This window comes from Rhizobium sp. KDH_Rht_773_N, assembly GCF_052946295.1.
On sequence record NZ_JBRFNB010000002.1, the window covers coordinates 1,028,671 to 1,051,672 of the forward strand.

The window sequence follows — 23,002 nt, forward strand, 5'->3', positions numbered from 1 at the left end:
GAAATCCGCCTTCGACCCTATCACGATTGCAGCGCGGTATCGCCCCAGTTCGAGACCGCCCAGCGCGGATTGTCGGAGACGTTCAGCACCGTGTCGCGAGCGACCGTGATAAAACCCCATTCGGCGACATTGATCAGCGGCAGTTCGGCCACCACAAGCTGCTGGAACTTGTAGTAGAGGTCGGTACGGGCAGCCGTATCCACCGTCACGGCTGCCTGGGCGATGATCTTGTCGAGTTCCGCGCTGACATAACCGCCCTGGTTGGAGAAGGGCACGCCGTCGGGTGTTCCCGACTGGACGAGGATGGTGGTTGAGATCGCCGGATCGCCACGGAAGACCGGGGGGCCGACGGCGATATCGAAATCATGGTCGGTATAGACGGCCTTCTGATGGGCGGCCGCATCAGCATTGACGATGACGGCATCGATGCCGACCGCAGCCAGCGCCTGGCGCAGATAATCGCCGAACTGGCGCGTTTCGTTGAAATAGGGGGCGGGGCGCAGCTTGAGCTGGAACCGATTGCCGTCGGGTCCCCTCGTGTAGCCGCCCTGGTCCAGCAGGTCGTTTGCCGCCTGCACGTCGAAATTATAGTTCGCGACGTCGGCCGTGTAGAATTCCTTGGAGTTCTTCGGAATCGGGCCGGTTGCTTCGGTCGCGTAGCCGAGGAAGATCGTATCGACGACGAATTTCTTGTCTATCGCATGGGCAATCGCCTGGCGAACCCGCAGATCCGAAAGCTCCTTGCGGCGATGGTTGATCTCGATGACGAGCTGATAGGTCAGCGCCTCATAACCCTTGGAGATCACCTTGATACCGTTGACCTTCGAGATGCGGTCGAGATCGGCAAGAGGCACGGCCGAGAAGGCGGCGAGATGGATTTCCTCGGCTTCGAGCGCGGCTCCGGCCGATTCACGGTCCGGCAGCACGCGGTAGACGATCTCGTTGAGCTTCGGCTCGCCCTTCTGCCAGTAATTTTCGTTGCGCGTCAGCCGGTAATATTCGCCGGGTTTGTACTCGGCGAATTTGAAGGGGCCGGTACCGATGAGCGTATTGTTGGCCGAATTGGTGGCGATATCGGTGCCTTCGAAAACATGCTTTGGAACGACGCTGGTGACGGCCGGCAGCGCATTGCGGATGAGCTGGAACGGCGTCGGCTTCGAGAAGCGGAAGATCGCCGTGTGGTCGTCGGGCGTATCGACAGCCTGCAGATTGGCAAAGACCAGTCGGCCAAGGTTCTGAAGCGGTTTCCACACATTGAGCGCCGAGAAGGCGACGTCGGCCGAGGTGAACGGCTTGCCGTCATGCCAGGTGGCGTTTTCGCGCAGCTTGAAGGTGACGGAGAGCCCGTCCGGCGAACCTTCCCAGGACGTGGCAAGACGTGGTGCCAAACCGTCTGTGCCTTCATAGGAGGCTTCGGCCAGTGGTTCGATGACCTTGCTTGCAATGAAGAAGACGCCGTTCGAGGCGACGATGGCGGGATTGAGGTTCTTCGGTTCGGAATCGGCCGCAACGATCAGGCGCCCGCCGGCCGGCACGTCCTGTGCCGACGCAATGCGTGGCAGCGCCGTCGTTGCGAGCAGCAGCGCCGTGCCCTTCAGCAGGCTGCGCCGAGAGATATCCGCCATGGTCATGCCCCCTCCTGATACCCAGAAAATTCAACGATCTATAATCGAGCTGAAACCGTAATTGTGACAGGAATTAGATTCGAACAGGACGGCCAGGCGAGATATTTTTTGTCACCCAGCCATTATTTTTCAGCGGCCGCCGACGGCGAGCCGCGGCGCTTCGATGCCGAGGTTGCGGTAGGATGCTCCCGGATGCGGGGCGACCAGCCGCGGCCCTGCAGCACCGAGCTTTTCGCGCAGCGTACCCTGCCGGTATTCGGTCTTGTAGACGCCGCGCTTCTGTAGCTCCGGCACGAGCAGATCGACGGTGTCCTCGAAGCTTTCCGGCGTCACCGCGTAGGCAAGGTTGAAACCGTCGACATCGGTATCCTCCACCCATTCCTGCATGAGATCGGCGACGGTTGACGGCGAGCCGACGAAGACCGGGCCGAAGCCGCCGACGCCGACCCAATCGGCCATTTCGCGCACCGTCCATTCCTTGCTGGGATCGATGGTCGTGAAGGTTTCGACGGCCGATTGCACCGCATTCGTATAGCGGTGGCGAAGCACCTCGTCCGGGCCGAACTGGCCGAAATCGATTCCCGTCCAGCCTGATATCAGCGTCAGGGCGCCTTCGAACGAGGCGTATTGGCGGTATTCGTTGAATTTGCGCTGCGCTTCGGCATCCGTTTCGCCGAGCACGACGGTCTGCAGGTTGAAGGCGAGAATTTCGCGCGGGTTGCGGCCAAGCCGTTCGGCGGCCTGGCGGACATTGGCGACATAGCGCTTCAACACCGCCTTGGAGGGCGCCGCAACGAAGATGCATTCGGCATGCGCGCCGGCAAAATCCTTGCCGCGGCTGGAAGCGCCGGCCTGATAGAGCACGGGCGTGCGCTGCGGCGAGGGCTCGCTCAGGTGAATGCCGGGAACGGTGAAATACTTGCCGGAATGGTTGATCGGATGGACCTTTTCCGGATGCGTGAAGATGCCGGTTTCGCGGTCGCGCACGACGGCATCGTCCTCCCAGCTTCCTTCCCAGAGCTTGTAGCAGACCTCGAGATATTCGTCGGCGAGATCATAGCGGTCGTCGTGGTTGGTTTGCGCGGCCTGGCCGATATTGAGTGCGCCGCTGTTCAGATAGGAGGTGACGATGTTCCAGCCAACACGACCCCTGGTCAGATGATCGAGCGTCGAGATGCGCCTTGCGAACGTATAGGGGTGCTCGAAGGAGAGCGAGGCCGTCAGCCCGAAACCGAGATGTTCGGTCTCATAGGCCATGGTCGGGATGAGCTGCAGCGGATCGTTGACCGGCACCTGCGCCGAATGGCGGAGTGCTGCCTCGACATTGCCGTTCAGCACGTCATAGACCCCGAGCACGTCGGCGATGAAGAGACCGTCGAACTTACCACGCTCCAGCGTCTTGGCGAGATGCACCCAGTAATCGAGATCCTTGTAGGTCCAGGACTTGTCGCGCGGATGGCGCCAGAGGCCCGGCGACTGGTGTCCGACGCAATTCATGTCGAAGGCGTTGAGCCTGATTTCACGGGTCATGTCATTCTTCCTGCGTTGTCGGCGAGGCGCGGTTCAAGCGCCGACGGTTTTCCTGTTGATGAAGCTGAAGGCGAGAACGGCGAAGATGAGCGTGCCAGTGCCGACCTGCTGCCAGTAGAAATTGAGGCCTGTCAGCAAGAGGCCGTTGGCGACGATGCTGAGCAGCAGGACGCCAAGAACGGTGCCGAGGATATTGGGTCGGCCGAGCGGCGACAGCGTCGTGCCGATGAAGGTGGCGCCGATGGCGTTGAGCAGGAACGCATTGCCGGAAGAGGGGATGTAGACGGTCACAGTCGCCGTCAGAATCAGGCCGGCAACGGCGGCAATCAGTCCGGCGAGAATGAAGGTGGCGGCAACAGGGGCGCCGAGGCCGATGCCGGAATAGCGCACGACGCTCGGCTGGATGCCGATCGAGATCACCATGCGGCCGAAACGGGTCCAGGTGAGCACGGCGGCGGCACCCGCAATGACGATGGCGGCGATCCCCAGAGGCACGGGGACATTGGCGATCGTGCCGTGGCCGAGGAACCGGAAGGCTTCCGGCACACCCGAGGGCGGCAGGTAGACCGGATTGCCGCCATTGGTCAGCAATTGCTGGACGCTGCGGCCGATAAACAAAGTGCCGAGCGTTGCGAGGAAGGGTGCGACGCCGATCACGGACACGAGAACGGCGTTAAACGCGCCGACCAGCGCGCCGGCTGCAAGGCCGGCAAGCAGTGCCAGCGGCACCGGCTGTCCGGCCAGAACGAGCGAGACGAAGGCAAAGCTTGCAAAATCGACGGCGGTGCCGACCGACAAATCGATGCCGCCCGCAGAGACTGCGAAAGTCATCGCAATCGAGACGATGGCAAGCAGCGTGAAATTGTTGACGAGAATGCTCTGCAGATTGCCCGGCGTCAGAAAGGTCGGCGTCAGGATCGAGAAGACGGAGAAGACCACGACGAGGGCCACGATCAGTCCAAAACGTGCGAAGCCGGTAAGCGAGCGTCCGGCTGAAATCGAGGCGGACATGTCAGATCTCCCGCTTGCGCAACAATGTCGTGGCCGACACGACGATCAGGATGAGAAGGCCCTGCACACCGCTGACGAGCGTGCTCGGCAGGTTCAGGAGCTGGAAGCCGTTGGTGAGGAAGCCGACGAACAGTGCCGATATCAGCGTTCCCGGAACGGTCGGCACCAGCCGGCGTGAAAAGACCGAGCCGAGCAGCGCGATGACGACGACCGGCAGCAGCGCCTCGCCCGAACCGGTCGTACTGCCGCTGAGATAGGAGACCGAGAGAATGCCGGCAAAACCGCCGCAGAGCCCGCTGGCAATGAAGGCGCCGGCAAGCAGCCGCTTGAGCGGCAGGCCGGCGGCGCGTGCCGCGTCCGGAAATTCGCCGACGGCATAGAGCCGGAGCCCGACCGGCGTATGCTGCACGATAGCTGTCGCAATCGCGGTAAAGCCGATCAGCACATAGGCGAGAACGGGAATGCCGAAACCGTCGGAGGTGGAAACCGCGGTGAGGAAATCGGTGGACGCGGGCACGACTGTATTCTGCGTCAGGACAAGTTCGAGCCCTGCAACGACATTCATGACCGCAAGCGTTGCAAGCAGCGGCACGATGCCCGCGAGCACGACGGCGACAGCGTTCACCGCCCCGATCGTTAGCCCCGTCAGCAAGGTGGCTGCCGCCGCTGTCGCGTCGCCGTAACCGAGCTGGATCAGCGTCGCATAGACTGCGGCACTCAGGCCCATATTGGCTGCCAGCGACAGGTCGATGCCACCGGTAACGACATTCGAGCCGCCGGCAATCAGCACCACCGTCAGGCCGATCGCCAATACGCCGGAGATGGCGGACTGGCCGAGAACGTTGCCGATATTGCCGACCGAGAGGAAATAGGGCGCCGTCAGGGAGAACACGACAAGGATGGCGGCAAAGGCCAGCAGCGAGCCGAAGCGGAGCACGGCAACCGCCGCCGCGCCCTTCGATTGCGATGCCGATTCCAAGGGAGCGGCGGGAAGAGGCGCGAAATGAACGTCAGCCGACATGGCGCAATCCTTCCGAAGCGCCTGTTGAGATCGACAGGACTTCATCCGTTGTGGTTTTCGAGGAATCGAGCTCGCGGATCAGCCGGCCGCGGAAGAACACGAGAATCCTGTCGGTAATGCCGACAAGTTCCGGCAGGTCGGAGGAGAGGACGATGACGCCGGCCCCGCGCGCGGCCAGTTCGCCGATCAGCGCATAGATCTCGACTTTCGAGCCGATATCGACACCGACGGTCGGCTCGTCCAGCAGATAGATTTCCGACTGGCGGCCCAGCCATTTGGCAATCGCCACCTTCTGCTGATTGCCGCCGGAGAGCGTGCGGACCAGCGCATCGCGTCCGGCCGTCTTGATCTGCAGCCGCTTGATCAGATCTTCGGTATCGGCACGTTCGCGCTTGCGATCGAGGAAGCCGAAACGGCTGTAGCGGGCAAGGCTCGGAAGGGTGACGTTCTCGGTCACGCTGAGATCGAGGCCGACGCCATGTCCGCGCCGGTCTTCGGGAACGAGGGCAAGCCGGCGATCGACGGCCCTTGCCGGGCTGCGCGGCTGTGCTGCCTGTCCTTCGATTTCGATCTCACCGCTTGCGGCCTGTTCCAGACCGAACAGCGCACGGATCAGGTCCTTGGCACCTGAGCCGAGGAGGCCGGTGATGCCGAGCACCTCGCCGCGGTGCAGGCTGAAACTGACATCGTCAAACCGGTTGGGTGCTGACAGCCGCCGGACGTTCAGGATCGCTTCGCCGCGGTCGACCTGACGCTTGGGAAACATCTCGGCGATGTCACGCTCGATCATCAGGCTGGCGATCGCCTTGGCCGAGGTTTCGGCAATCGGCAACGACGCGACATCCCGACCGTTGCGCAGCACGGTGACGTGATCGCACAGTTCCTCGATCTCGTTGAGATAGTGCGAGATGTAGATGATAGTCACGCCCTCGTCGCGCAGCCGGCGGATCAGGCGGAAGAGGATGTCAGCCTCGCGCCGCACGAGGGCAGCGGTCGGCTCGTCGAAGACGAGAACTTTCGGCTGGTGCAGCAAGGCGCGCGTGATCTGGACGATCTGCCTTTCGGCGGTCGATAGCTCACCGATGAGCGCGTTCTTTGGCAGATTGACCCCGAAGTAGTTGGTCAGCAGCTCGCCGGCGCGTTTCTGCATCGCCCGGCGGTCCAGGAAGGGTGTTCCCGCAAGCCGCGTCTCGCGACCGAGAAACAGGGCTTCGCCAACCGTGAATGTCGGAACCAGGAGCCTGTCCTGATGGATGAAATGGATGCCGAGCTCTTCGTTGAGGTGCGGTGTCAGCCGGTCATAGGCCTTGCCTTCGATTTCAATCGTACCCTCGCCTGCGACATGCAGCCCGGCAAGCAGTTTGATCAGCGTCGACTTGCCGGCGCCGTTCTGTCCGACGAGTCCGTGCACGGTGCCGCGGCGTATGGCAAGCGATGCGCCGGCGAGCGCCTGGGCGCCGCCGAAGCGCTTGACGATGCGCTCGAAGCGAATGACGACATCGCCATTGTCGGTCGCCTGCGTTGGTATGGGTGCAGTCATGATGCCGCTTTCCGGGGATATGCGGACCCTGCGGCACCAGCCGCAAGGCCCGCCTTGGTATCAGCCGATGCCGAGCTTCTTGATGATCTCGGAGACGTTTTCCTTGTTGGCGAGCAGCGCCGGCACGTAGGTCTCGCGTGGCAGCGTCTGGCCGGCGAGCAGCCTGGCGACGTTGCGGACCGCGACACGGCCGATCTCCGCCGGCTGCTGGGCGGCATCGGCGCCTGCCGGCGAGTTCTTGTCGGCGACAAGCTGAAGAACCTCCGGGCTGCCGTCGACGCCATAGGTGCGGATCTCGTTGCGGCCGGCGGCGGCGATCGCCTGCGTTGCGCCGAGCTGCGGAATATCCCAGGCGGACCAGACGGCCTTGATCGAGCCCTTGTCCGGATATTTGTTGAGGATCGCGGTGATCTGCGTGAAGGCGTCCTGCACCGTGTTCGGAATGACGTCACGCAGTTCCGGCTGGATGATTTTCACCTTCGGGAAATACTTGACGACGTTGACGAGCTGGTCGTAGCGGATGGCGCAGGGCGTGACGCCATAGAAGCCGTTGAAGACGACGATATTGCCTTCGCCGCCGATATCGGAAACGAGCTGCAGGGCGAGATCCTTGCCGATGCCCCAATTGTCCGATGTCGTATTGTTGATCGAGTTGGTCGAGCCGACATCGACGGTCAGAACCGGAATGCCGGCGTCGCGAGCCTTCTTCAGCCAGGGATCGATGACGCTGAGCGTGCCGAGGATCTGGACGAGCGCATCCGGCTTCTGGGCAACGAGCGTCTGAAGCTGGGCGATCAGCTTGCCGTCGTTGCGGCCGGCATCGACGGCGATCGGCTCGCCGCCGAGCCGCTTCACCTCTTCGATCTGGGCGTTATAGACCTGCAGATCGAAATAGTGGTCCGTGCCGGTGGCGCTGATGGCGATGCGCTTGCCCTTCAGCGAAAGCCCCTCGTCTTCGGCTCTTGCAGGTGCGGTCAGCATGCTTGCACCCGCGAAGGTCGCACCGGCAACAGCCGCAAGTTTCAAGATTTCACGGCGTCCGAAGCCGCCTTCAAGTCCGTCATTCATGGTGATACCCTCTCGATTTGATAATCTATAAACTATATAGATTTAAGGCGCATAAGAGGTACGTTTTTCCAAAAGCACGCGGTCGCAGGAAATTTTCAGAAGCCAAATCGCGCCGTCAGCGATCGCTGTTGCGGCCGAGCCCATAAGTCAGCGCCAGCGCTCCAACGAGCACTGCGCCCTTGACGAAGTCCTGCGTGTAATAGGGAGCGTTCAGCATCGTCAGGCCGTTCAGCAGCACGCCGACGAAGACAGCGCCGGCGACAGTGCCGAGCACGTTGGGGCGGCGCAGGTTGAGAACGGCAAAACCGATCAGGGCGGCGGCAACCGAGTCCATCAGCAGCGAGCCGCCGGAGGAGACGTCGCCGCGCCCGACGCGGGCGGCGATCACGATTCCGCCAAGGGCGGCGAGCGTTCCGGAGATGACATAGGCGAGCGCCTTCAGCCGCGTCGTGGACGCGCCGGCAAGCCGTGTCGCCACCTCATTGCCGCCGGTAGCAAAGAGCAGCCGGCCGATGCGGGTGCGCTCGGTCAGCACAAAAAGGGCAAGCGCGACGACCGCCATCAACATGACGGAAACGGGCAGGGTGGCAAACAGGCTGTAACGGCCGATGAGCAGGAAGGCCGGGTCATAGGCGCCGGTCGCCTTGGACCCGTCGGGCAGGACAAGGCCCGCTGAGATCGACCGCCCGGCTGTCGGAATGAGCTGCAGGCCCGACAGCAGGAACATCATGGCGAGTGTCGCCAGGAGATCCGGCACACGCAGGCGCACGATAAGCACGGCGTTGACGAGACCGACCGCGGCGCCGAAGGCAAGCACCAGCGGCACGGTCGCGAAAACATCGAGATGCCAGACGATCATCGCATAGCTCGCGGCCATGACGCTGGAGGCCGCCACCGCACCGATCGAGAGATCGAAGCCGCCGACGGCAAGCGTCACTGTCACCCCGGCGCCGAGGATCGCCACAACGGACACGGCCTGCAGGATGCTCATCAGGTTGCCGATATTGATGAAGGCCGGCTGGGCGATGGTAAAGCCGATCATCATCAGTCCAAGCAGGATGAACACCGCGCCGGCGCGCAGAAAGCTGCCGAGTGCTGGAATACGGGTACCCTGGCTACGGCGCTGCGGGGTGGAGCCTGCCTTTGGCCGAGCCTCCTCGTCGATTGTCGTCATGCGGAAAATTCCTGTCGGGGTAAGGCGGCGGCGGTTTCGATCACGTCAGGCAGCAAGCTGTGATGGTCGATCGTCAGGATGCGGTCGGCGACCTCATAGGCCTCTTCGGGATCGGATGTGGCGATCAGCGTCGCGCGGTCGGTGCGCGCCCGGATCGCCTGGATGATGTCGTGGCGGGCGCCGACATCGACGCCCTGGAATGGCTCGTCGAGCAGCAGCAGCCGACTTGGCTCCGCCTCCCACCGCGCGATCACCGTTTTCTGCTGGTTGCCGCCCGACAATGTCCAGATGGAGGCGGACGGACCGGCGGCCTTGATGCCGAGCCGGGATATCGCCTGTTCCGCCTCGCGTCGCTCGCGGCCGCCGAAAAGCAGACCGGTCGGATACCATTTGGCAAGATGCGGCAGGCTGATGGTGGCGGCGAGCGAATTGCCCGGCCATGCGGCCGGCATCAGCGAGGAGCGATGGCGATCTTCTGCGGCCATGGCGACGCCCGCGGCAATTGCCGCAGCCGGCGATCTCGGCCTGTGCGGTTTGCCATCGAGCCGCATCGTGCCTGCGGCAAGATCGCGAACGCCGAAGATTGCCGATAGCAGGCCGCTTTTGCCGGCGCCGAGTACGCCGGTGACGGCAACAACTTCGCCCTCGTGCAGTGTCAGATCGAAGGGTGCGCTCGACTGCAGAAGACGAATGCCGCGCATTTCGAAAACAGCCGAACCCGTCGTCCCGCGCGCGTCCGGTCGTGCCGCTTCGAGCCTGCGACCGATCATCGTCTGGATGGCGCTGGAAAAATCGATCGGCCGGTTGAAGCTGCCGACGATGCGGCCGCCGCGCATGACGAGCGCCCGATCGGCGATCGCTTCCAGGTCGGCGGTCCGGTGGGAAATATAGAGGATCGCAAGGCCCTGCGCCTTGAGGCCGAGCAGGATGTCGAACAGGCGGCGGCTCTCGTCTGCCGAAAGGCTTGCGGTCGGTTCGTCGAGAATCAGCAGCTCGGCCCTGTTGGCAAGCGCCCGGGCGATGGCGACGAGCTGCCGGTCGGCAGCGGTCAGATCGCCGAAATCCGCGTCAAGCGGCAGCGAAAAGCCGGCAGCTGCGAGCATGGCCTGCGCGTCGCGCCGCACGCTCGCCCGGGAGAGAAAGAAGGGCGTGCTGCCCTCGGCGAAGCGATGCAGTAGCAAGGTGTCGGCAACCGTCAGCCCCGCCGCCCCGACAAGGTCGGTGGACTGGTGCACGGTGACGACGCCGGCCTTTGCCGCCTCGGATGGCGTTTTGGGGGAGAAGGGCTGGCCGTTCAGGCTGATCGTGCCGCCATCAGCCGCAAGCACGCCCGAGACTATCTTCACCAGGGTCGATTTGCCGGCACCGTTGGCGCCCATCAGCGCGACGATCTCACCTCTCTCGATAGAGAAATGGGCGCCCGAAAGCGCATGCGTAGACCCGAAACTGCGGGTAACATTATCAACATGAAGGAGCGGCATCGGGCATATCCGGGTCGGCTTTCGAGCGGCAATATTGACCCGACGAATGCCCGAACTGCGAGGCAAGCCTTTGCCGCGGTCGCATGGCGATGGGAACAAAGAATCTCCTGAATCCGCAAAAATCGGATCATTAAATCTACTAAAAACATAGAGTTTATATCTAATAACTTCATGCGTCGCGGGGAGCTGCCAACCTGTCAGACGACGCTCCCGATTGACTGGAGGATCGCGACGATGAAATCCCTCGCACGCCTGGCGCTCTCTGCAGCCGCTATTTCTTTCACCCTCTATCAGACCTCCCTCGCGGGCGGCCTCAGCGGCGCTCCGGCCCCCTTCGACAAGGGCGGCGTCAAGGTGGCGCTGATCAGCTATATCTCGGCGGGCGACTTCTTCCAGGCCTATCAGGCTGGTGCGGAAGCACAGGCCAAGGCACTGGACATCGATCTGCGTGTCTTCCCCGGCCGACAAGATGCTGCCGAGCAGCGTGAGCAGATCCTGCAGGCGATCAATCTCGGCGTCGCCGGCATCGTCGTCGATCACGGCCTGCCGGAATCGCTCGGCGATGTCGTCCAGCAGGCGCTGGACAAGGGCATCAAGGTCGTCGCCTTCGACGTCAACCTCAACAATCCCAAGGTGCCGCAGGTGGAGCAGAGCGACCATGAACTTGCTCAGCTCGGTCTCGAACAGGTGGTGAAGGACAACGGCAAGAGCTTCAAGGCCGGTTATGTCTATGTCGCCGGCTTCGCGCCGCTCGACCGCCGCAACGAGGTCTGGGAGAAGTTCAAGTCGGAGAATTCCGGCGTCGTTGAAAAGGCTCGCTTCGGCAATGTCAGCGACACGACGGCAACTTCGACGGCCGATCAGGCCAAGGCTGCCCTGACCGCCAATCCCGATATCAGCGTCGTCTTCGCGCCCTATGACGAGTTTGCCCGCGGCGTAAAGCTTGCCGCCAACGATCTCGGGATTGCCGGCAAGCTGAAGATCTATTCGGCCGACGTCTCGACCGCCGACATTCAGGAGATCACGGAAGAGGGTAGCCCGTGGGTTGCCACCGTCGCCACCAACCCGGCCGTCGTCGGTGCGGTCTCCGTTCGCGCCGCCGCCCTGCAGATCGCCGGGCAGGACATTCCCCATCAGATCACAGTCAAGCCGACGTTGCTCACGCAGGAAAGCCTGCGCGCGGCCGGCGTCAAGACGATCGAGGACCTGGCGCAGAAGATCCCGGCCTTCAGCACAAGCGACGCGGCAACCGCGAGCTGGATTCCGGACAAGCTTTTCTAAGCTGCCTGCCTCGATCTTCCGGCGGGGGTTGTGCGGCCCCCGCCGGCCCCATTTCCAGAAACCGGAGTTTCGACCTATGAGCCAGTCCAATGTCGTCTTCGCGACCAATCGCAGCACGACGCGAAAGGACCTCTTTGCCCGTGCCGAGGAGATCGCGGCCGATCTTTCCAGCCGCGCCGCCGAACTCGACCGCGAGGGTCGCCCGCCGCTTGCCGAAATCGTCAAGCTGAAGAATGCCGGCCTGCTGAACGCCCTGCACGATCAGAAGATCGGCGGCGGCGGGCTCGACTGGGTGGACGGCCTGCGGCTCGTGCGCATCCTTGCACGCGGCGAAAGTTCGATCGGTCAGCTGCTCGGCTATCACTTCGTCAACAGCCAGTATGTCTACTGGGCGCTCGAGGAAACCCGCGCCCATACGCTGGGTTCCGAAACCGTTGCGAAAAACCTCTATTGGGGTGCCGCCGTCAATCCGCGTGATCCGGGCCTCGCGCTTACCCGTCGCGGTAACGGCTACGTGCTGAACGGACGCAAGTCCTTCTCCACCGCTGCCCATGTCTCGGACTACATCAACGCCAATGCGAGCCTTGGCGACAAGATCGTCGGCTTCGCCGTCCCGACCAACCGGCCCGGCTATCAGGCAAATGACGATTGGGACAATTTCGGCCAGCGGCTCTCCGACAGCGGCAGTGTCGAATTCCACGATTTCCCTGTCTATGAGGAGGATTTCGTAGGCGCGCCGGCTGCTCCCGATGCCGCCCCGCCGGTGCTTTCCACCTTCAACACGCCACTCATCCAGCTCGTCTTCGTCAATTTCTATCTCGGCAGCGCCGAAGGCGCGCTCCAGGCCGCGATCGATTATGTGCGCACGACGACCCGACCGTGGGTCACGTCCGGCGTCGAGCGGGCTGCAGACGATCCCTATATCCTCGAACGCGTCGGTGAATTCATCGCCGCGTTGAAAGCTTCCGTCGCCCTGGCGGATGCGGCAGCGGCTGCCGTTCAGGCAGGGCTTGCAAAGGGCCATGCCGTCACGGCGCGTGAACGCGGCGAGGCGGCGGCTGAAGCTTACGCGGCCAAGGTGCATGCCACCCACGTTTCGCTCGACATCACCTCCCGCGTCTTCGAACTGACCGGCGCACGCTCCACGGCGGAAAAATACCGCTTCGACCGGTTCTGGCGCAATGTGCGCACCCACACGCTGCACGACCCGGTCTTTTACAAAGCCAAGGAAGTCGGCGAATTCGTGCTGAACGACAAGATCCCCGAAGTCAGCCTCTACAGCTGACACCCTGGAGGATGGACGAAAAGGAACCCCATTTCCGGTGACGGAAATGGGGTTTTCAGTTTGAGGAGAAGGTTCAGAGCGCGCCGTTCTTCGGGGGGATGATGCCGTTCAGATGGTAATTGCCGACAACGTGGTACTTCCAGCGCACGGGATCGTGCAGCGTGTGGGTGCGTGCATTGCGCCAGTGCCGGTCGAGATTGAGCTCGGCCTTGACGGCGGAGGTTCCGGCAAGTTCGAAGAGCGTATTGGTCGCCTCGATGGCGATTTCGGTCGTCAGCACCTTGGCGGCAGCGACAGCAAGCGTGGCTTCGACGACGGTCTTTTCCGTCGTCTCTATCTGGGCCGCATCGACCTTGCGGCCGGCGCGTTCCAGCAGCGCCGTTGCAGCGTCCAGCCGGATGGCGATCTGCCCGATCTTCGAGACCGTCAGCGGATCGTCGGCGGCGCGTTCCACGCCGCTGTCCATCCACGGGCGCGATTTGGTCCGCACGAATTCGAGCGTTTCGGCAAACGCTGCCCGCGCGATGCCAAGATCGATGCCGGCATGGACGATCTGGCCGACGGAGCCGATCGTCGTCGGCCGCTCGAAGCCTTTGTGATGGCGGACGACGGAATCGGCGTGGACATAGACATTGTTGATGATCGTCGTGCCGCTGCCCGTCGTACGCTGGCCGAAGCCGTCCCAGTCATCGATGATCTCGACACCCTCGGTTCCCTTCGGCACGAAGGCCATGACTAGCCGGTCTTCCTCGTCAAGCGCGAAGACCGTGACCCAGTCGGCAAACAGGACGCCCGTCGAGTAATATTTCGTGCCGTTGATGCGGTAGCCGGGACCGTCCCTGACGATGCGGGTATTGTAGTGGCCGACGGTCTTGGTGCCGCGCTCCGAAAGAGCATTGCCGAAACGATCGCCGGCAAGTGCCCGGCCGAAGAAATAGCGCTTCTGCTCCTCGCTGCCGTCGGTGCGCAGAGCCTCCAGAATGTAGAAATGGTTTTGCGGGATCTGGCCGATCGAGCCGTCGGCTTCGGCCAGAATTGCGGTCACTTCAGCCAGTACGGCATTCGAGACATCGAGCCCGCCATATTGCGCGGGCACGGCAATTGCCAGCAGGCCGGATTGCGCCAGCGTGTCGAGTTCGGCGAAGGGCAGCCGGCGCTCCGCGTCCCGCGTGGCGGCCGTGGCGGCAAACTGCCTTGCAAGCCTGCGTGCGGTTTCAAGCGCTTCCTCATCGCTGGCAATGCGGGCGGCCACGGGCCGGATCTGGTCTTGTTGCCTGAGCACGGTCGTCATCGATCTCTCCAGTTCTGACCGTGATATGGGTGAAAGAAATCGACACGGGATGTAAGATTATAAATTCTATAGATGTGATGGAAAATGAAACGTGCTTGCTTATCGAATGCGCGGGCCGGCAGCTAACCTCTGCCCCTATCCATTTCACCGGGAATTGACCGTCCTGCCGATGAAATTGCCGCCGGAAAAAGCCAAGCCAATCTCGAATAGCGGCGTGCGAACGCCTAACTAACCCCAAGCATGCGTCATTCCGGCATCAGCGTTCAGCAGAGGGCAGGCGGCCGCTTCGCCCAGATCCATGAGGAAAAACATGACCCGTTCACGGCAGTTGCGCCTCGGCGCCTTCATGCGTCCCGTCAGCTTGCATACCGGCGCATGGCGCTATCCGGGTTCCTATCCGGATGCCAATTTCAATTTCGCGCATCTCAAGTCCTTCGCGCAGAAGCTTGAGGCCGCGAAGTTCGACGCCTTCTTCATGGCAGATCACCTGGCGGTGCTCAATATGCCGGTCGAGGCGCTGAAGCGCAGCCATACCGTAACCTCCTTCGAGCCCTTTACCCTGCTTTCGGCTCTGGCCGCCGTCACCGAGAGGATAGGGCTGGCAGCAACGGCGTCGACGACCTTCGACGAGCCCTACCACGTCGCCCGCCGCTTCGCTTCGCTCGATCACATCAGCAATGGTCGCGCAGCCTGGAACATCGTCACCACATCCAATCCTGACGCCGCCTTGAATTTCGGCCTCGACGAGCATGTGGAACATGGCGAGCGCTACAAGCGGGCGCGGGAATTCTACGATGTCGTCACCGGCCTGTGGGACAGTTTTGCCGATGACGCCTTCATCCGTGATCGCGAGACGGGAATTTATTTCGATCCCGAAAAAATGCACGTGTTGAACCACAAGGGTGAAGAACTGAGCGTGTGCGGGCCGTTGAACATTGCCCGGCCCGTTCAGGGCTGGCCCGTCATCGTGCAGGCCGGCCAGTCGGATCCCGGCCGCCAGCTGGCCGCCGAAACGGCGGAAGTGGTCTTCTGTTCGCCGCGCGATCTCGACGGCGGCAAGGCGCTTTATGCCGATATCAAGGGGCGGATGCAGGCTGTCGGCCGCAACCGCGACCATCTGAAACTGCTTCCCGCCGCTTTCGTCGTCATCGGCGACAGTATCGAGGAGGCGCGCGCCAAGCGCCTCGCGCTCGACAGCCTCGTTCACTATGACAGCGCCATCGCCTCGCTGTCGATCGCGCTCGGTCATGATGCCTCCGGCTTCGATCCGGATGCGCCGCTGCCCAAGGATATTCCCGACACCAATGCCAGCAAGACGGGCCGCGCCCAGGTCATCAAGCTGGCCCAGGAGGAAGGCCTCACCGTCCGCCAGCTCGCCCAGCGCTACGGCGGTTATTCCGGCCTTGCCTTTGTCGGCACGCCCGCAAGCATTGCCGACGAGATGGAGCGCTGGCTGGACGAAGAGGGCTCCGACGGTTTCAACGTCGTCTTCCCCTATCTGCCGCAAGGGCTCGACGACGTGACCGCGCGCCTGGTGCCCGAGTTGCAGCGCCGTGGCCTGTTCCGTAGGGAGTACGAGGGCACGACGCTGCGCGAACATCTCGGCCTGCCGCGGCCGGAGAACCGTTTCTTTCGCTAGGGCCTCGCGACGATCAGGCGCAGCGAGCCTTCGAAGAAGGGCTGTGTGCGCAGATGCCCGTAGCGTGCATCCCATGTGCCCTCCTTGAGATCGCGGCCGAGTTCGGCCGCGAAACGCTCGCCGACCGATGGATCGACAAAGCTCCAGGCCGAGTTGGCAAGCCGCGCGCCGGGATCAAGTATAAGTTCGGGCCGGCCGTAATAGGCCTCGCCGAACCCATCGACGCAGGTCAACGGGATCGGCACCGGCAATATTTCGACAGTGCCGCCGAGATGATAGGCAATGGTCTGCATGGCCGGATAGCGGCTCGCCTCGACCGCGATCATCTCGGGCGCATAGTCGAACAGCCAGGACCGTTTCAGTTCGTTGGGATCGCAACTCAGGACCAGCACAGGCCCGCGCGAAACGCGGCGCATTTCCGTGAGGCCGGCCTTGAGATCCGACCATTGATGCACGGTAAAGGTCGCCATGCTCGCATCGAAGGATTGGTCGGCGAACGGCAGTTTTTCTGCGGTCGCATCGATCGCTTCCGGCAGATGCGCCGGTCGCTGCGCACGCATCGAGGCCGAGGGTTCGACAGGCGTGACCTTCCGGTCGATCGGCTCGTAGGAGCCGGCGCCGGCGCCGACATTCAGCACGGTCTCGGCATTGCCAAGGGCGGCGCGGATGAACTCGGCGATATGCGGGTCGGGCTGGCGGTATCTGGTGTAGTTCCTGCCGATCACGCCGTAGTTGGCGTCACCTGCACTTCCGTCACTGTGTCTGCTATTCACGGTCAATCTCCATGATTCTTTCAAAAGGCAAAGTTTCTTCATTGCCGGAGCGCATTGCAGCCCGGCGTTTTTTGTTCCTGAAATGGCATTCGGTAATTCGATGGCTGCAAGAAACACTATGGAACGCAGCCTGAAAACCGATATGATCGAACAAAGATTGTTCGGAAAACGCACATGGCTCGCCGTATCCCATCGCTCAATGCTCTTCGCGCTTTCGAGGCGGCCGGTCGTCTCGGGCGCATGACGCTTGCTGCCGATGAGCTCAACGTCACCCATAGCGCCGTCAGCCGCCAGATCCAGCATCTCGAAGATGTACTCGGCGTTCCCCTGTTCGAAGGGCCGAAGAACAGGTTGCGTCTGACCGAGGCCGGCACGACGCTGCTGTCCGGCCTCAATGCCGCTTTCGATCAGATCGACACTTCCGTCCGCGCGGTCGCCGATACCGAGGACGGTGCGCTCGACGTGTCCTGCCCCGGAACGTTCACCATGCGCTGGCTCATTCCGCGGCTCTACCGGTTCCAGGCGGAATATCCCGATATCGAGGTGCGCCTGACCGCCTCCTCGCGCCCGGTGGATTTTGCCCGCGACAGTTTCGATGTCGCCATCCGCGTCGGAACCGCGCCCTGGCCAGCCGGGGCGGAGGTCATTCCGCTTTTTCCGGAGCAGACCGGTCCCGTCCTGTCCCCCTCGCTCGCCGAGACGGTCGGCCCGCGTTTCACCGGTGCGGCCCGGCTTCATACCCGCAGCCGTCTGCGCGCCTGGGGCGATTGGCTCGCGCGTTCAGGCGTTGCCGCCGAAGCGGGCGGCCGCGTGGAATATGAGCATTTCTATTTCATGCTGGAGGCAGCCAATGCCGGGCTCGGCGTCTGCGTCGTGCCCTGGCCCTATGTGACGGATGATATCCGCTTTGGCAGACTGGTGGCGCCGCACGGCTTTCTGGAAAGCGGTCATGAATATGTGGCGCTGCGCCGTGCAAGGCGAAACCGCAAATCCTCGCTCTTCTGCGAATGGCTGGAGAAGGAGGCACGCGCATTCGCCGTCTCGCATCCGGCGCCAGCCGCAGATCATCGGGCGGCCGTTATTTCCGGATGACGCCAACCCGCGCCAGCACCTCGCCGGGGATGCCGTAGCGCTGGATAATATCCTTGTTGTTGCGCAGCCCGCAGATCTCACGCTGAACGAACAGCCCCCAGACGGCGTCGGATGCTTCGTTGACCAGCGTCTCCCGCTGTTCGGCACTGTGGCGATCGGGGTTCCATGCCTTGAGAGCCGCGAGCGCCGCTTCGACCTTCAGCCCGTTTCGTCCCAGCGAACTCGCGCGCTCCGACATGAGCTCGTATTCGAGCACGTTCACCCCGCCTGCGGCCGAAAAGGACTGCCTGAAGGATTGCGGCGGGCGAAGGCTCATCGCAGGACCCCTTTGCGGCTTACCGCGCCGGGGCGCCGGTGACCTGGAAATAGGCCCAGGCGGCGGCAAAGACGAGGATCACCACGGCGATGATCACGAGCTTTCGGATCATCGGATTGGGGGCTTTCGGTGGAGGCTTCGGCTTGCGAAACTTGATAACGTTGTCGCTCATCGTCTTGCTGTCTGGTTCAATCCTCCGACAGCACTATCGCATATCGGCAGGGTTTGGCACCCGTGTTATGCGCAAATATGCACTTTTCGTTTGAGGCTGCCGGCCGAAAGCCGGCAGCGTCCGGATATCGGAGCGTCAGCGGGCCGCCCAGTTGGCGCCGCGGCGGAAGATCGTCTTCATCTGCGGAACTTCGAATTCCTTGGCGACATGGCCGAGCGAGGAATAGAAGACGCGGCCCTTGCCGTATTTGCGCTTCCAGACGACCGGCATGGTCACGCCGTCGATCCAGTAGGCATGTTCGCCGGTGAAGGTCGTCGTCGCCAGCACCTCGTTCGAGGGGTCGACATGCATGTAATATTGCTCGGAATTATAGGGGAAATCGGTGATCCCCTCCATTAGCGGATCGTCCGGGCGGGTGATGTTGACCGTGTAGTTGATGATATTGCCCGGATGGGCAACCCACTGGCCACCGATGATGAACTGGTAATCGGTCGATTCGCGGAAACTGTCGCCGGCGCCGCCGTGATAGCCGGCAATGCCGACGCCGCTTTCGATCGCCGCAGCAAGGTTCTTTACCTCTTCCTTCTCGATCTTCGACATGGTGATGACGGGAACGATCAGGCTCAGGTCGTGGATCGACGGATCGGCGAAGGCCTCCGTGCTGTGTTCCACATAGACCTTGAAACCGTCTTCTTCGAGCATGTCCTTGATGATTGCGGCACATTGCTCCGGTTCGTGGCCGGCCCAGCCGCCCCAGACGATCAGTGCTTCACGCATGTCTATTCCTCCTGAAAATTACTTGCCGAGCAGTCCGTCGACGAGGGATTGAGAAAGCGGAGCAGGGCGCTCCGTTGTCGTGGTGAGCGTTACCGTGCTGCCGGTGTCGGATGCCTTCTGGAAGGCTTCCATGACTTCGAGCACGTGCAGCGCCAGATCGCCATTTGCGCGATGCGGCCGGTTCGAGCGGATCGCGTGGGCGAGATCGGCCACGCCGAGCGAACGGTAGTTGCCGTCGGCATAGGGCAGGGTCACGGGCTGATCCTCGAACTGGCCGCCCTTTTTCAGATATTCGACCGGGCCGGCAAATCGGTTCGGATCCGGCACGATCAGCGTGCCTTCGGTACCGTAGACTTCGAGCGGCACATGCTTGTGGCCGGCGACATCGAAGCTCATGCCGATCTGCACGACAGCGCCATTGGCGAAAGCCATGACGCCGGCGACATGGGTCGGCACGTGTACGGGGATGCGCTCGCCGTTGCGCGGCTCGCTGGTGATGACGCGCTCGTTGCGCGGCGTAGCGGCAAAACCGGCAACCTTCGCGACCGGGCCGAGCAGGTTGACGAGGTCGGTGATGTAATAGGGCCCCATGTCGAGCATCGGGCCGCCGCCGACTTCATAGTAGAAGGCCGGATTGGGATGCCAGCGCTCGTGGCCGGGGCACATGAACGTGGCCGTGCCGCCGACCGGAATGCCGATAACACCCTCGTCGATCAGGGCGCGGGCGGTCTGGTGGCCACCGCCAAGGAACGTGTCGGGGGCCGCGCCGATGCGCAGACCCTTGGCCCTGGCGGCATCTGCCAATTTTTTCCCTTCCGCGAAATTAATCCCAAGCGGCTTTTCCGAATAGGTATGCTTGCCCGCCTCCAGCGCCTGCAGGCCGACGGCGACATGGGCCTTCGGGATGGTCAGGTTGACGATGATCTCCACCTTCGGATCGGCCAGGAGTTCATCGACTGTCCTGGCCTGAAGGTTGAATTCGCCGGCCTTTGCCTCGGCGAGTTCGCGGTTGAGGTCCGCCAGTCCGCGGATGTCGAGGATCGGAAATGCCGATGTCATCGCCTTGAGATAGGCGCCCGAAATATTGCCGCATCCAATGATGCCGATACCGACTTTTTCCATCATATCCTCCGATAATTGCAGGTTCCGCGCGTCAGAGCGCCGGCCCTGTGGTGCTCCAGGGCGATTCGTAGAGTTCGTAGAGGGCAACGGCGGCCGCGCCCTGTGCCCAGAAGTCGTCGCTCGAATCGTCGAAGACGAGTTCGCTGACGCCTTGCAGGGAAGGGGGAATGGCCAGCGCATAGGCATCCCGCAGGCTGTTGAGGAACGGCTCGCCCAGCGCAAGCGAGGAGCCGACCAGAATGACGCGCGGCGGGGCAAACAGCGTGACGATATTGGCGATCGTCAACCCGACCGCCTCGCCGGCACGCACGGCGGCTGCGATCAGCCGGTCGTCGTCGGCCTGAATCAGCGCCTGCACATGCGTCATGCCGCGACCGAGGCGCACCGCTTCGGCAAAGCGCCCGTCGGCCTGCTGTTCTCCGAGAATGGCGCTCTCGCCAGCCTGGCTGGAAAGCCTGACCACGCCCTGCTGGCCCATGCCGAGAACGAGGTCGCCGAGATTGTGGCTGAGGCCGCCGGCGCCGCGGAAAAGCTGGTTGTCGTGCAACACGCCAAGGCCGAGCGTCTGCTCCAGCGAGATCAGCACCATGTCTTCAAGGTCGCGGGCCTTGCCGAACCAGTGATGGCCGAGCGTGATGGCGTGCGCGTCGCTTTCGATGATTGTCGGCGTCGACAGTCGGGCTGACATTTCTGCGGCAAAATCAATGTTGACTTCGCGGAATATGGGGCTCGAGCGGATGTGGCCCGTGCGGTGCTCGATGACGCCGGGCAATGCCAGGCAGATACTGTCTATGTCGTCAAGCGACAGGCCGATATCGACGACGCAGCGCCGCACGCCATCCTCGATGAGGTCGGCAATCACGGCAATCGGCTGCCGATCGATGCGGATCGGCAGCACGAGCTTGGAGAGCACGTCACCGCGGAAATTGGTGACGACGAAGATCATGCGGCTGGCGGCGATCTTGGCTCCGACCACGCGTGCGGCATCCGGATTGACCTCCAGCATGACGCGCGGCCTGCCGCGCACCGCCTCGTTGCGGATATCCCCCTCGTGAATGGGCAAAATGAGCCCGTCATCGAGCAGCGAAGCGGTGATGGCCGAAACGGTCGTCGTGGACAATTCGGTGCGTTCGCTGATCTGGATACGGGAGATCGGGCCGTTGCGCCGGATCGTATCCAGCACGCTCAAGCGGTTGATGGCACGCATCAATTCAGGATCGGCAGTCTTCATCGTCTCGTGCGGGCACCCAAACCCTGTCATTCGGCCCGACGATTTTTTTCGTGAGGCAAATTAAATCGATCTTGTTGTAGAACTGATTTTCGCATCGCGCAACAGAAATTTCCATAATTGCATCATTTTGCGCAGCCTCTGCCGCTTTTTCGGGCAGGGTATTGACAGAAAGAGAAAGGCTGCGATTATTTAATCCGGATACAGAAATAAAGCGCCTCGGGAGGAGTGCCAAGTGCTGACCATCAAAACTCATCGCATCAATATGATTTCGGCGATCGCAATCGCTGTCGCCGGCTACTGCGCGTCGACGGTAACGGCTGCCGCCGACACGACCATTCGCTGGCTCCATCTGGAGCAGGTTCCGGGCACCCTCGCGGTGTGGAACCAACTCGCCAAGGACTTCGAGGCGAGCCACCCCGGCGTAAAGGTCGAACTGCAGTTCCTCGAAAACCAGGCCTTCAAGGCCAAGCTTCCGACGCTGCTGCAGTCGAACGAAGCGCCGAGCTTCTTCTATACCTGGGGCGGCGGGGTGCTGAAGGCGCAGGCCGAGACCGGCATGCTGCGGCCGATCGATGCCGCGCTTGACGCCGATGGCGGCGCATGGCGCAACGGCACGAGCGCCGCCACGATCGACGGCATGACCTTTGACGGCAAGGTCTGGGCAGCGCCCTACAAGACCGGCCTCGTCTCCTTCTTCTACAACAAGGAGCTGTTCAAGAAGGCCAATGTCGATGCGTCGCAGATCAAGACCTGGGGCGATTTCCTCAATGCCGTGAAGACGCTGAAGGCAGCCGGCATCGTGCCGATTGCCGGCGGCGGCGGCGACAAGTGGCCGATCCATTTTTACTGGGGCTACCTTGCCATGCGCGAAGCCGGCCATGACGGTTTCGAGAAGGCCAAGGCCGGCGAGGGCGACGGTTTTGCCGGTGAGGCCTTCGTCAGGGCTGGCGAGCATCTTGCCGAACTCGGCAAGCTCGAGCCCTTCCAGAACGGCTATCTCGGCGCCACCTGGAACGATGCGCTTGCTGCCTTCGGCGACGGACGCGCCGCCATGCTGCTCGGCTTCGAGAACACCAACGACACTTCGCGCGCCAGCTCGACCAGCGGCAAGGGCCAGCCGGACGACAATATCGGCCGCTTCCCGTTCCCGGTCGTCGAAGGCGCTCCGGGTCTGGCAACTGATTACCTCGGCCGCCTGAACGGCTGGGTCGTCACCAAGAATGCGCCTCCGGAAACCGAAGAATTCCTGAAATTCCTCGGCAATCCGGAAAACCAGAAGCTGCTGGCCCAGAAAACCGGCATCATTCCGGTCGCCAAGGGTGCGGCCGATGGTGTGCAGAACCCGCTTCTGAAGGACAGCGCCGTGGCGCTCGATCAGGAGACCTGGCACCAGAACTTCCTCGATCAGGATCTCGGCCCCAATGTCGGCGGCGTCGTCAACGACATGACGATGGAAATCGTCTCCGGCTCCACGTCGCCGGCCGATGCCGCCCAGCAGATCCAGGACGCCTACTCGCTCGAAGCGAAGTAAGCGACCCGCCGGCGCTCGCATGAGCGCCGGCTCCCTCTCACT

The 23,002-nt window shown here is 62.6% G+C and carries 20 protein-coding genes; 5 read left to right on the forward strand and 15 right to left on the reverse strand.

The window, feature by feature from the left end:
• Positions 1–20 precede the first annotated feature (20 nt).
• From ACU8HS_RS26710 to ACU8HS_RS26745, 8 genes are all read right to left on the reverse strand, one after another.
• Positions 21–1,631, reverse strand: a complete 1,611-nt coding sequence (locus tag ACU8HS_RS26710) for an ABC transporter substrate-binding protein (RefSeq protein ID WP_447016069.1) — start codon at positions 1,629–1,631, stop codon at positions 21–23.
• A gap of 123 nt (positions 1,632–1,754) precedes the next feature.
• A complete protein-coding gene (locus ACU8HS_RS26715) occupies positions 1,755–3,155 on the reverse strand; it encodes an LLM class flavin-dependent oxidoreductase (RefSeq protein WP_112572432.1) in 1,401 nt (466 codons plus the stop codon).
• 33 nt (positions 3,156–3,188) lie between these two features.
• The gene (locus ACU8HS_RS26720) at positions 3,189–4,166 is read right to left on the reverse strand and encodes an ABC transporter permease (RefSeq protein WP_112757618.1); all 978 of its coding nucleotides are present in this window, start codon (positions 4,164–4,166) and stop codon (positions 3,189–3,191) included.
• Between the two features lies 1 nt (position 4,167).
• Positions 4,168–5,187, reverse strand: coding sequence for an ABC transporter permease (locus tag ACU8HS_RS26725; RefSeq protein ID WP_447016070.1), 1,020 nt, complete (start codon positions 5,185–5,187; stop codon positions 4,168–4,170).
• Entirely contained in the window at positions 5,177–6,727 is a 1,551-nt protein-coding gene (locus ACU8HS_RS26730) for a sugar ABC transporter ATP-binding protein (protein ID WP_112757616.1), read from the reverse strand. Before ACU8HS_RS26730 ends, ACU8HS_RS26725 begins: the two co-directional genes overlap by 11 nt.
• A 60-nt stretch (positions 6,728–6,787) precedes the next feature.
• Positions 6,788–7,795: a sugar ABC transporter substrate-binding protein gene (locus tag ACU8HS_RS26735; RefSeq protein ID WP_112757614.1), complete on the reverse strand. Its 1,008-nt coding sequence runs from the start codon at positions 7,793–7,795 to the stop codon at positions 6,788–6,790.
• A gap of 115 nt (positions 7,796–7,910) precedes the next feature.
• On the reverse strand, positions 7,911–8,969 hold the full coding sequence (locus tag ACU8HS_RS26740; protein WP_112757612.1) for an ABC transporter permease: 1,059 nt from the start codon (positions 8,967–8,969) through the stop codon (positions 7,911–7,913).
• Positions 8,966–10,450, reverse strand: a complete 1,485-nt coding sequence (locus ACU8HS_RS26745; RefSeq protein WP_112572420.1) for a sugar ABC transporter ATP-binding protein — start codon at positions 10,448–10,450, stop codon at positions 8,966–8,968. The genes ACU8HS_RS26740 and ACU8HS_RS26745 overlap by 4 nt, the downstream gene beginning before the upstream one ends.
• A gap of 234 nt (positions 10,451–10,684) precedes the next feature.
• On the opposite strand from ACU8HS_RS26745, the gene ACU8HS_RS26750 reads away from it, so the two are divergent.
• Both ACU8HS_RS26750 and ACU8HS_RS26755 read left to right on the forward strand, forming a co-directional pair.
• Positions 10,685–11,731, forward strand: a complete 1,047-nt coding sequence (locus tag ACU8HS_RS26750; protein WP_112757610.1) for a substrate-binding domain-containing protein — start codon at positions 10,685–10,687, stop codon at positions 11,729–11,731.
• A gap of 76 nt (positions 11,732–11,807) precedes the next feature.
• Positions 11,808–13,016: an acyl-CoA dehydrogenase family protein gene (locus tag ACU8HS_RS26755; RefSeq protein ID WP_447016071.1), complete on the forward strand. Its 1,209-nt coding sequence runs from the start codon at positions 11,808–11,810 to the stop codon at positions 13,014–13,016.
• A 73-nt stretch (positions 13,017–13,089) separates the two neighbouring features.
• Here the strand turns inward: ACU8HS_RS26755 and ACU8HS_RS26760 are convergent, their stop codons facing one another.
• Positions 13,090–14,307, reverse strand: a complete 1,218-nt coding sequence (locus ACU8HS_RS26760; RefSeq protein WP_447016072.1) for an SfnB family sulfur acquisition oxidoreductase — start codon at positions 14,305–14,307, stop codon at positions 13,090–13,092.
• 310 nt (positions 14,308–14,617) lie between these two features.
• On the opposite strand from ACU8HS_RS26760, the gene ACU8HS_RS26765 reads away from it, so the two are divergent.
• Positions 14,618–15,946 carry an LLM class flavin-dependent oxidoreductase gene (locus tag ACU8HS_RS26765; protein ID WP_447016073.1) on the forward strand — a complete coding sequence of 443 codons (1,329 nt, stop codon included), beginning with the start codon at positions 14,618–14,620 and terminating at the stop codon, positions 15,944–15,946.
• On the opposite strand, the gene ACU8HS_RS26770 is transcribed toward ACU8HS_RS26765, so the two are convergent.
• A complete protein-coding gene (locus ACU8HS_RS26770) occupies positions 15,943–16,761 on the reverse strand; it encodes a class I SAM-dependent methyltransferase (protein ID WP_447016074.1) in 819 nt (272 codons plus the stop codon). The genes ACU8HS_RS26765 and ACU8HS_RS26770 overlap by 4 nt on opposite strands.
• 132 nt (positions 16,762–16,893) lie before the next feature.
• Between ACU8HS_RS26770 and ACU8HS_RS26775 the strand changes: the two genes are divergently transcribed.
• On the forward strand, positions 16,894–17,811 hold the full coding sequence (locus ACU8HS_RS26775; protein WP_112757603.1) for a LysR family transcriptional regulator: 918 nt from the start codon (positions 16,894–16,896) through the stop codon (positions 17,809–17,811).
• Here the strand turns inward: ACU8HS_RS26775 and ACU8HS_RS26780 are convergent.
• The 5 genes from ACU8HS_RS26780 to ACU8HS_RS26800 form a co-directional block, all read right to left on the reverse strand.
• The gene (locus ACU8HS_RS26780; protein ID WP_447016075.1) at positions 17,798–18,127 is read right to left on the reverse strand and encodes a DUF6665 family protein; all 330 of its coding nucleotides are present in this window, start codon (positions 18,125–18,127) and stop codon (positions 17,798–17,800) included. The two genes, ACU8HS_RS26775 and ACU8HS_RS26780, sit on opposite strands and share 14 nt — an antisense overlap.
• A 19-nt stretch (positions 18,128–18,146) precedes the next feature.
• On the reverse strand, positions 18,147–18,299 hold the full coding sequence (locus ACU8HS_RS26785) for a hypothetical protein (protein WP_447016076.1): 153 nt from the start codon (positions 18,297–18,299) through the stop codon (positions 18,147–18,149).
• Between the two features lie 135 nt (positions 18,300–18,434).
• Positions 18,435–19,076, reverse strand: a complete 642-nt coding sequence (locus tag ACU8HS_RS26790) for a ThuA domain-containing protein (protein WP_112572404.1) — start codon at positions 19,074–19,076, stop codon at positions 18,435–18,437.
• Between the two features lie 18 nt (positions 19,077–19,094).
• Complete coding sequence (locus ACU8HS_RS26795) at positions 19,095–20,198, reverse strand: Gfo/Idh/MocA family protein (RefSeq protein ID WP_112757601.1); 1,104 nt, start codon at positions 20,196–20,198, stop codon at positions 19,095–19,097.
• Positions 20,199–20,229: 31 nt separating this feature from the next.
• The gene (locus tag ACU8HS_RS26800) at positions 20,230–21,429 is read right to left on the reverse strand and encodes an ROK family protein (RefSeq protein ID WP_112572400.1); all 1,200 of its coding nucleotides are present in this window, start codon (positions 21,427–21,429) and stop codon (positions 20,230–20,232) included.
• A gap of 262 nt (positions 21,430–21,691) precedes the next feature.
• Between ACU8HS_RS26800 and ACU8HS_RS26805 the strand changes: the two genes are divergently transcribed.
• Positions 21,692–22,960 carry an extracellular solute-binding protein gene (locus ACU8HS_RS26805; RefSeq protein WP_447016470.1) on the forward strand — a complete coding sequence of 423 codons (1,269 nt, stop codon included), beginning with the start codon at positions 21,692–21,694 and terminating at the stop codon, positions 22,958–22,960.
• Positions 22,961–23,002 lie beyond the last annotated feature (42 nt).

Bases quoted from the DNA above. Each gene is read 5' to 3' on its own strand.
- ACU8HS_RS26755 (WP_447016071.1), top strand. From the start codon at position 11,808: ATGAGCCAGTCCAATGTCGTCTTCGCGACCAATCGCAGCACGACGCGA.
- ACU8HS_RS26750 (WP_112757610.1), top strand. From the start codon at position 10,685: ATGAAATCCCTCGCACGCCTGGCGCTCTCTGCAGCCGCTATTTCTTTC.
- ACU8HS_RS26805 (WP_447016470.1), top strand. From the start codon at position 21,692: ATGATTTCGGCGATCGCAATCGCTGTCGCCGGCTACTGCGCGTCGACG.
- ACU8HS_RS26790 (WP_112572404.1), bottom strand. From the start codon at position 19,076: ATGCGTGAAGCACTGATCGTCTGGGGCGGCTGGGCCGGCCACGAACCG.
- ACU8HS_RS26765 (WP_447016073.1), top strand. From the start codon at position 14,618: ATGACCCGTTCACGGCAGTTGCGCCTCGGCGCCTTCATGCGTCCCGTC.
- ACU8HS_RS26710 (WP_447016069.1), bottom strand. From the start codon at position 1,631: ATGACCATGGCGGATATCTCTCGGCGCAGCCTGCTGAAGGGCACGGCG.
- ACU8HS_RS26795 (WP_112757601.1), bottom strand. From the start codon at position 20,198: ATGGAAAAAGTCGGTATCGGCATCATTGGATGCGGCAATATTTCGGGC.
- ACU8HS_RS26760 (WP_447016072.1), bottom strand. From the start codon at position 14,307: ATGACGACCGTGCTCAGGCAACAAGACCAGATCCGGCCCGTGGCCGCC.
- ACU8HS_RS26745 (WP_112572420.1), bottom strand. From the start codon at position 10,450: ATGCCGCTCCTTCATGTTGATAATGTTACCCGCAGTTTCGGGTCTACG.
- ACU8HS_RS26800 (WP_112572400.1), bottom strand. From the start codon at position 21,429: ATGAAGACTGCCGATCCTGAATTGATGCGTGCCATCAACCGCTTGAGC.
- ACU8HS_RS26785 (WP_447016076.1), bottom strand. From the start codon at position 18,299: ATGAGCGACAACGTTATCAAGTTTCGCAAGCCGAAGCCTCCACCGAAA.
- ACU8HS_RS26775 (WP_112757603.1), top strand. From the start codon at position 16,894: ATGGCTCGCCGTATCCCATCGCTCAATGCTCTTCGCGCTTTCGAGGCG.
- ACU8HS_RS26740 (WP_112757612.1), bottom strand. From the start codon at position 8,969: ATGACGACAATCGACGAGGAGGCTCGGCCAAAGGCAGGCTCCACCCCG.
- ACU8HS_RS26780 (WP_447016075.1), bottom strand. From the start codon at position 18,127: ATGAGCCTTCGCCCGCCGCAATCCTTCAGGCAGTCCTTTTCGGCCGCA.
- ACU8HS_RS26730 (WP_112757616.1), bottom strand. From the start codon at position 6,727: ATGACTGCACCCATACCAACGCAGGCGACCGACAATGGCGATGTCGTC.
- ACU8HS_RS26720 (WP_112757618.1), bottom strand. From the start codon at position 4,166: ATGTCCGCCTCGATTTCAGCCGGACGCTCGCTTACCGGCTTCGCACGT.
- ACU8HS_RS26715 (WP_112572432.1), bottom strand. From the start codon at position 3,155: ATGACCCGTGAAATCAGGCTCAACGCCTTCGACATGAATTGCGTCGGA.
- ACU8HS_RS26735 (WP_112757614.1), bottom strand. From the start codon at position 7,795: ATGAATGACGGACTTGAAGGCGGCTTCGGACGCCGTGAAATCTTGAAA.
- ACU8HS_RS26725 (WP_447016070.1), bottom strand. From the start codon at position 5,187: ATGTCGGCTGACGTTCATTTCGCGCCTCTTCCCGCCGCTCCCTTGGAA.
- ACU8HS_RS26770 (WP_447016074.1), bottom strand. From the start codon at position 16,761: ATGAAGAAACTTTGCCTTTTGAAAGAATCATGGAGATTGACCGTGAAT.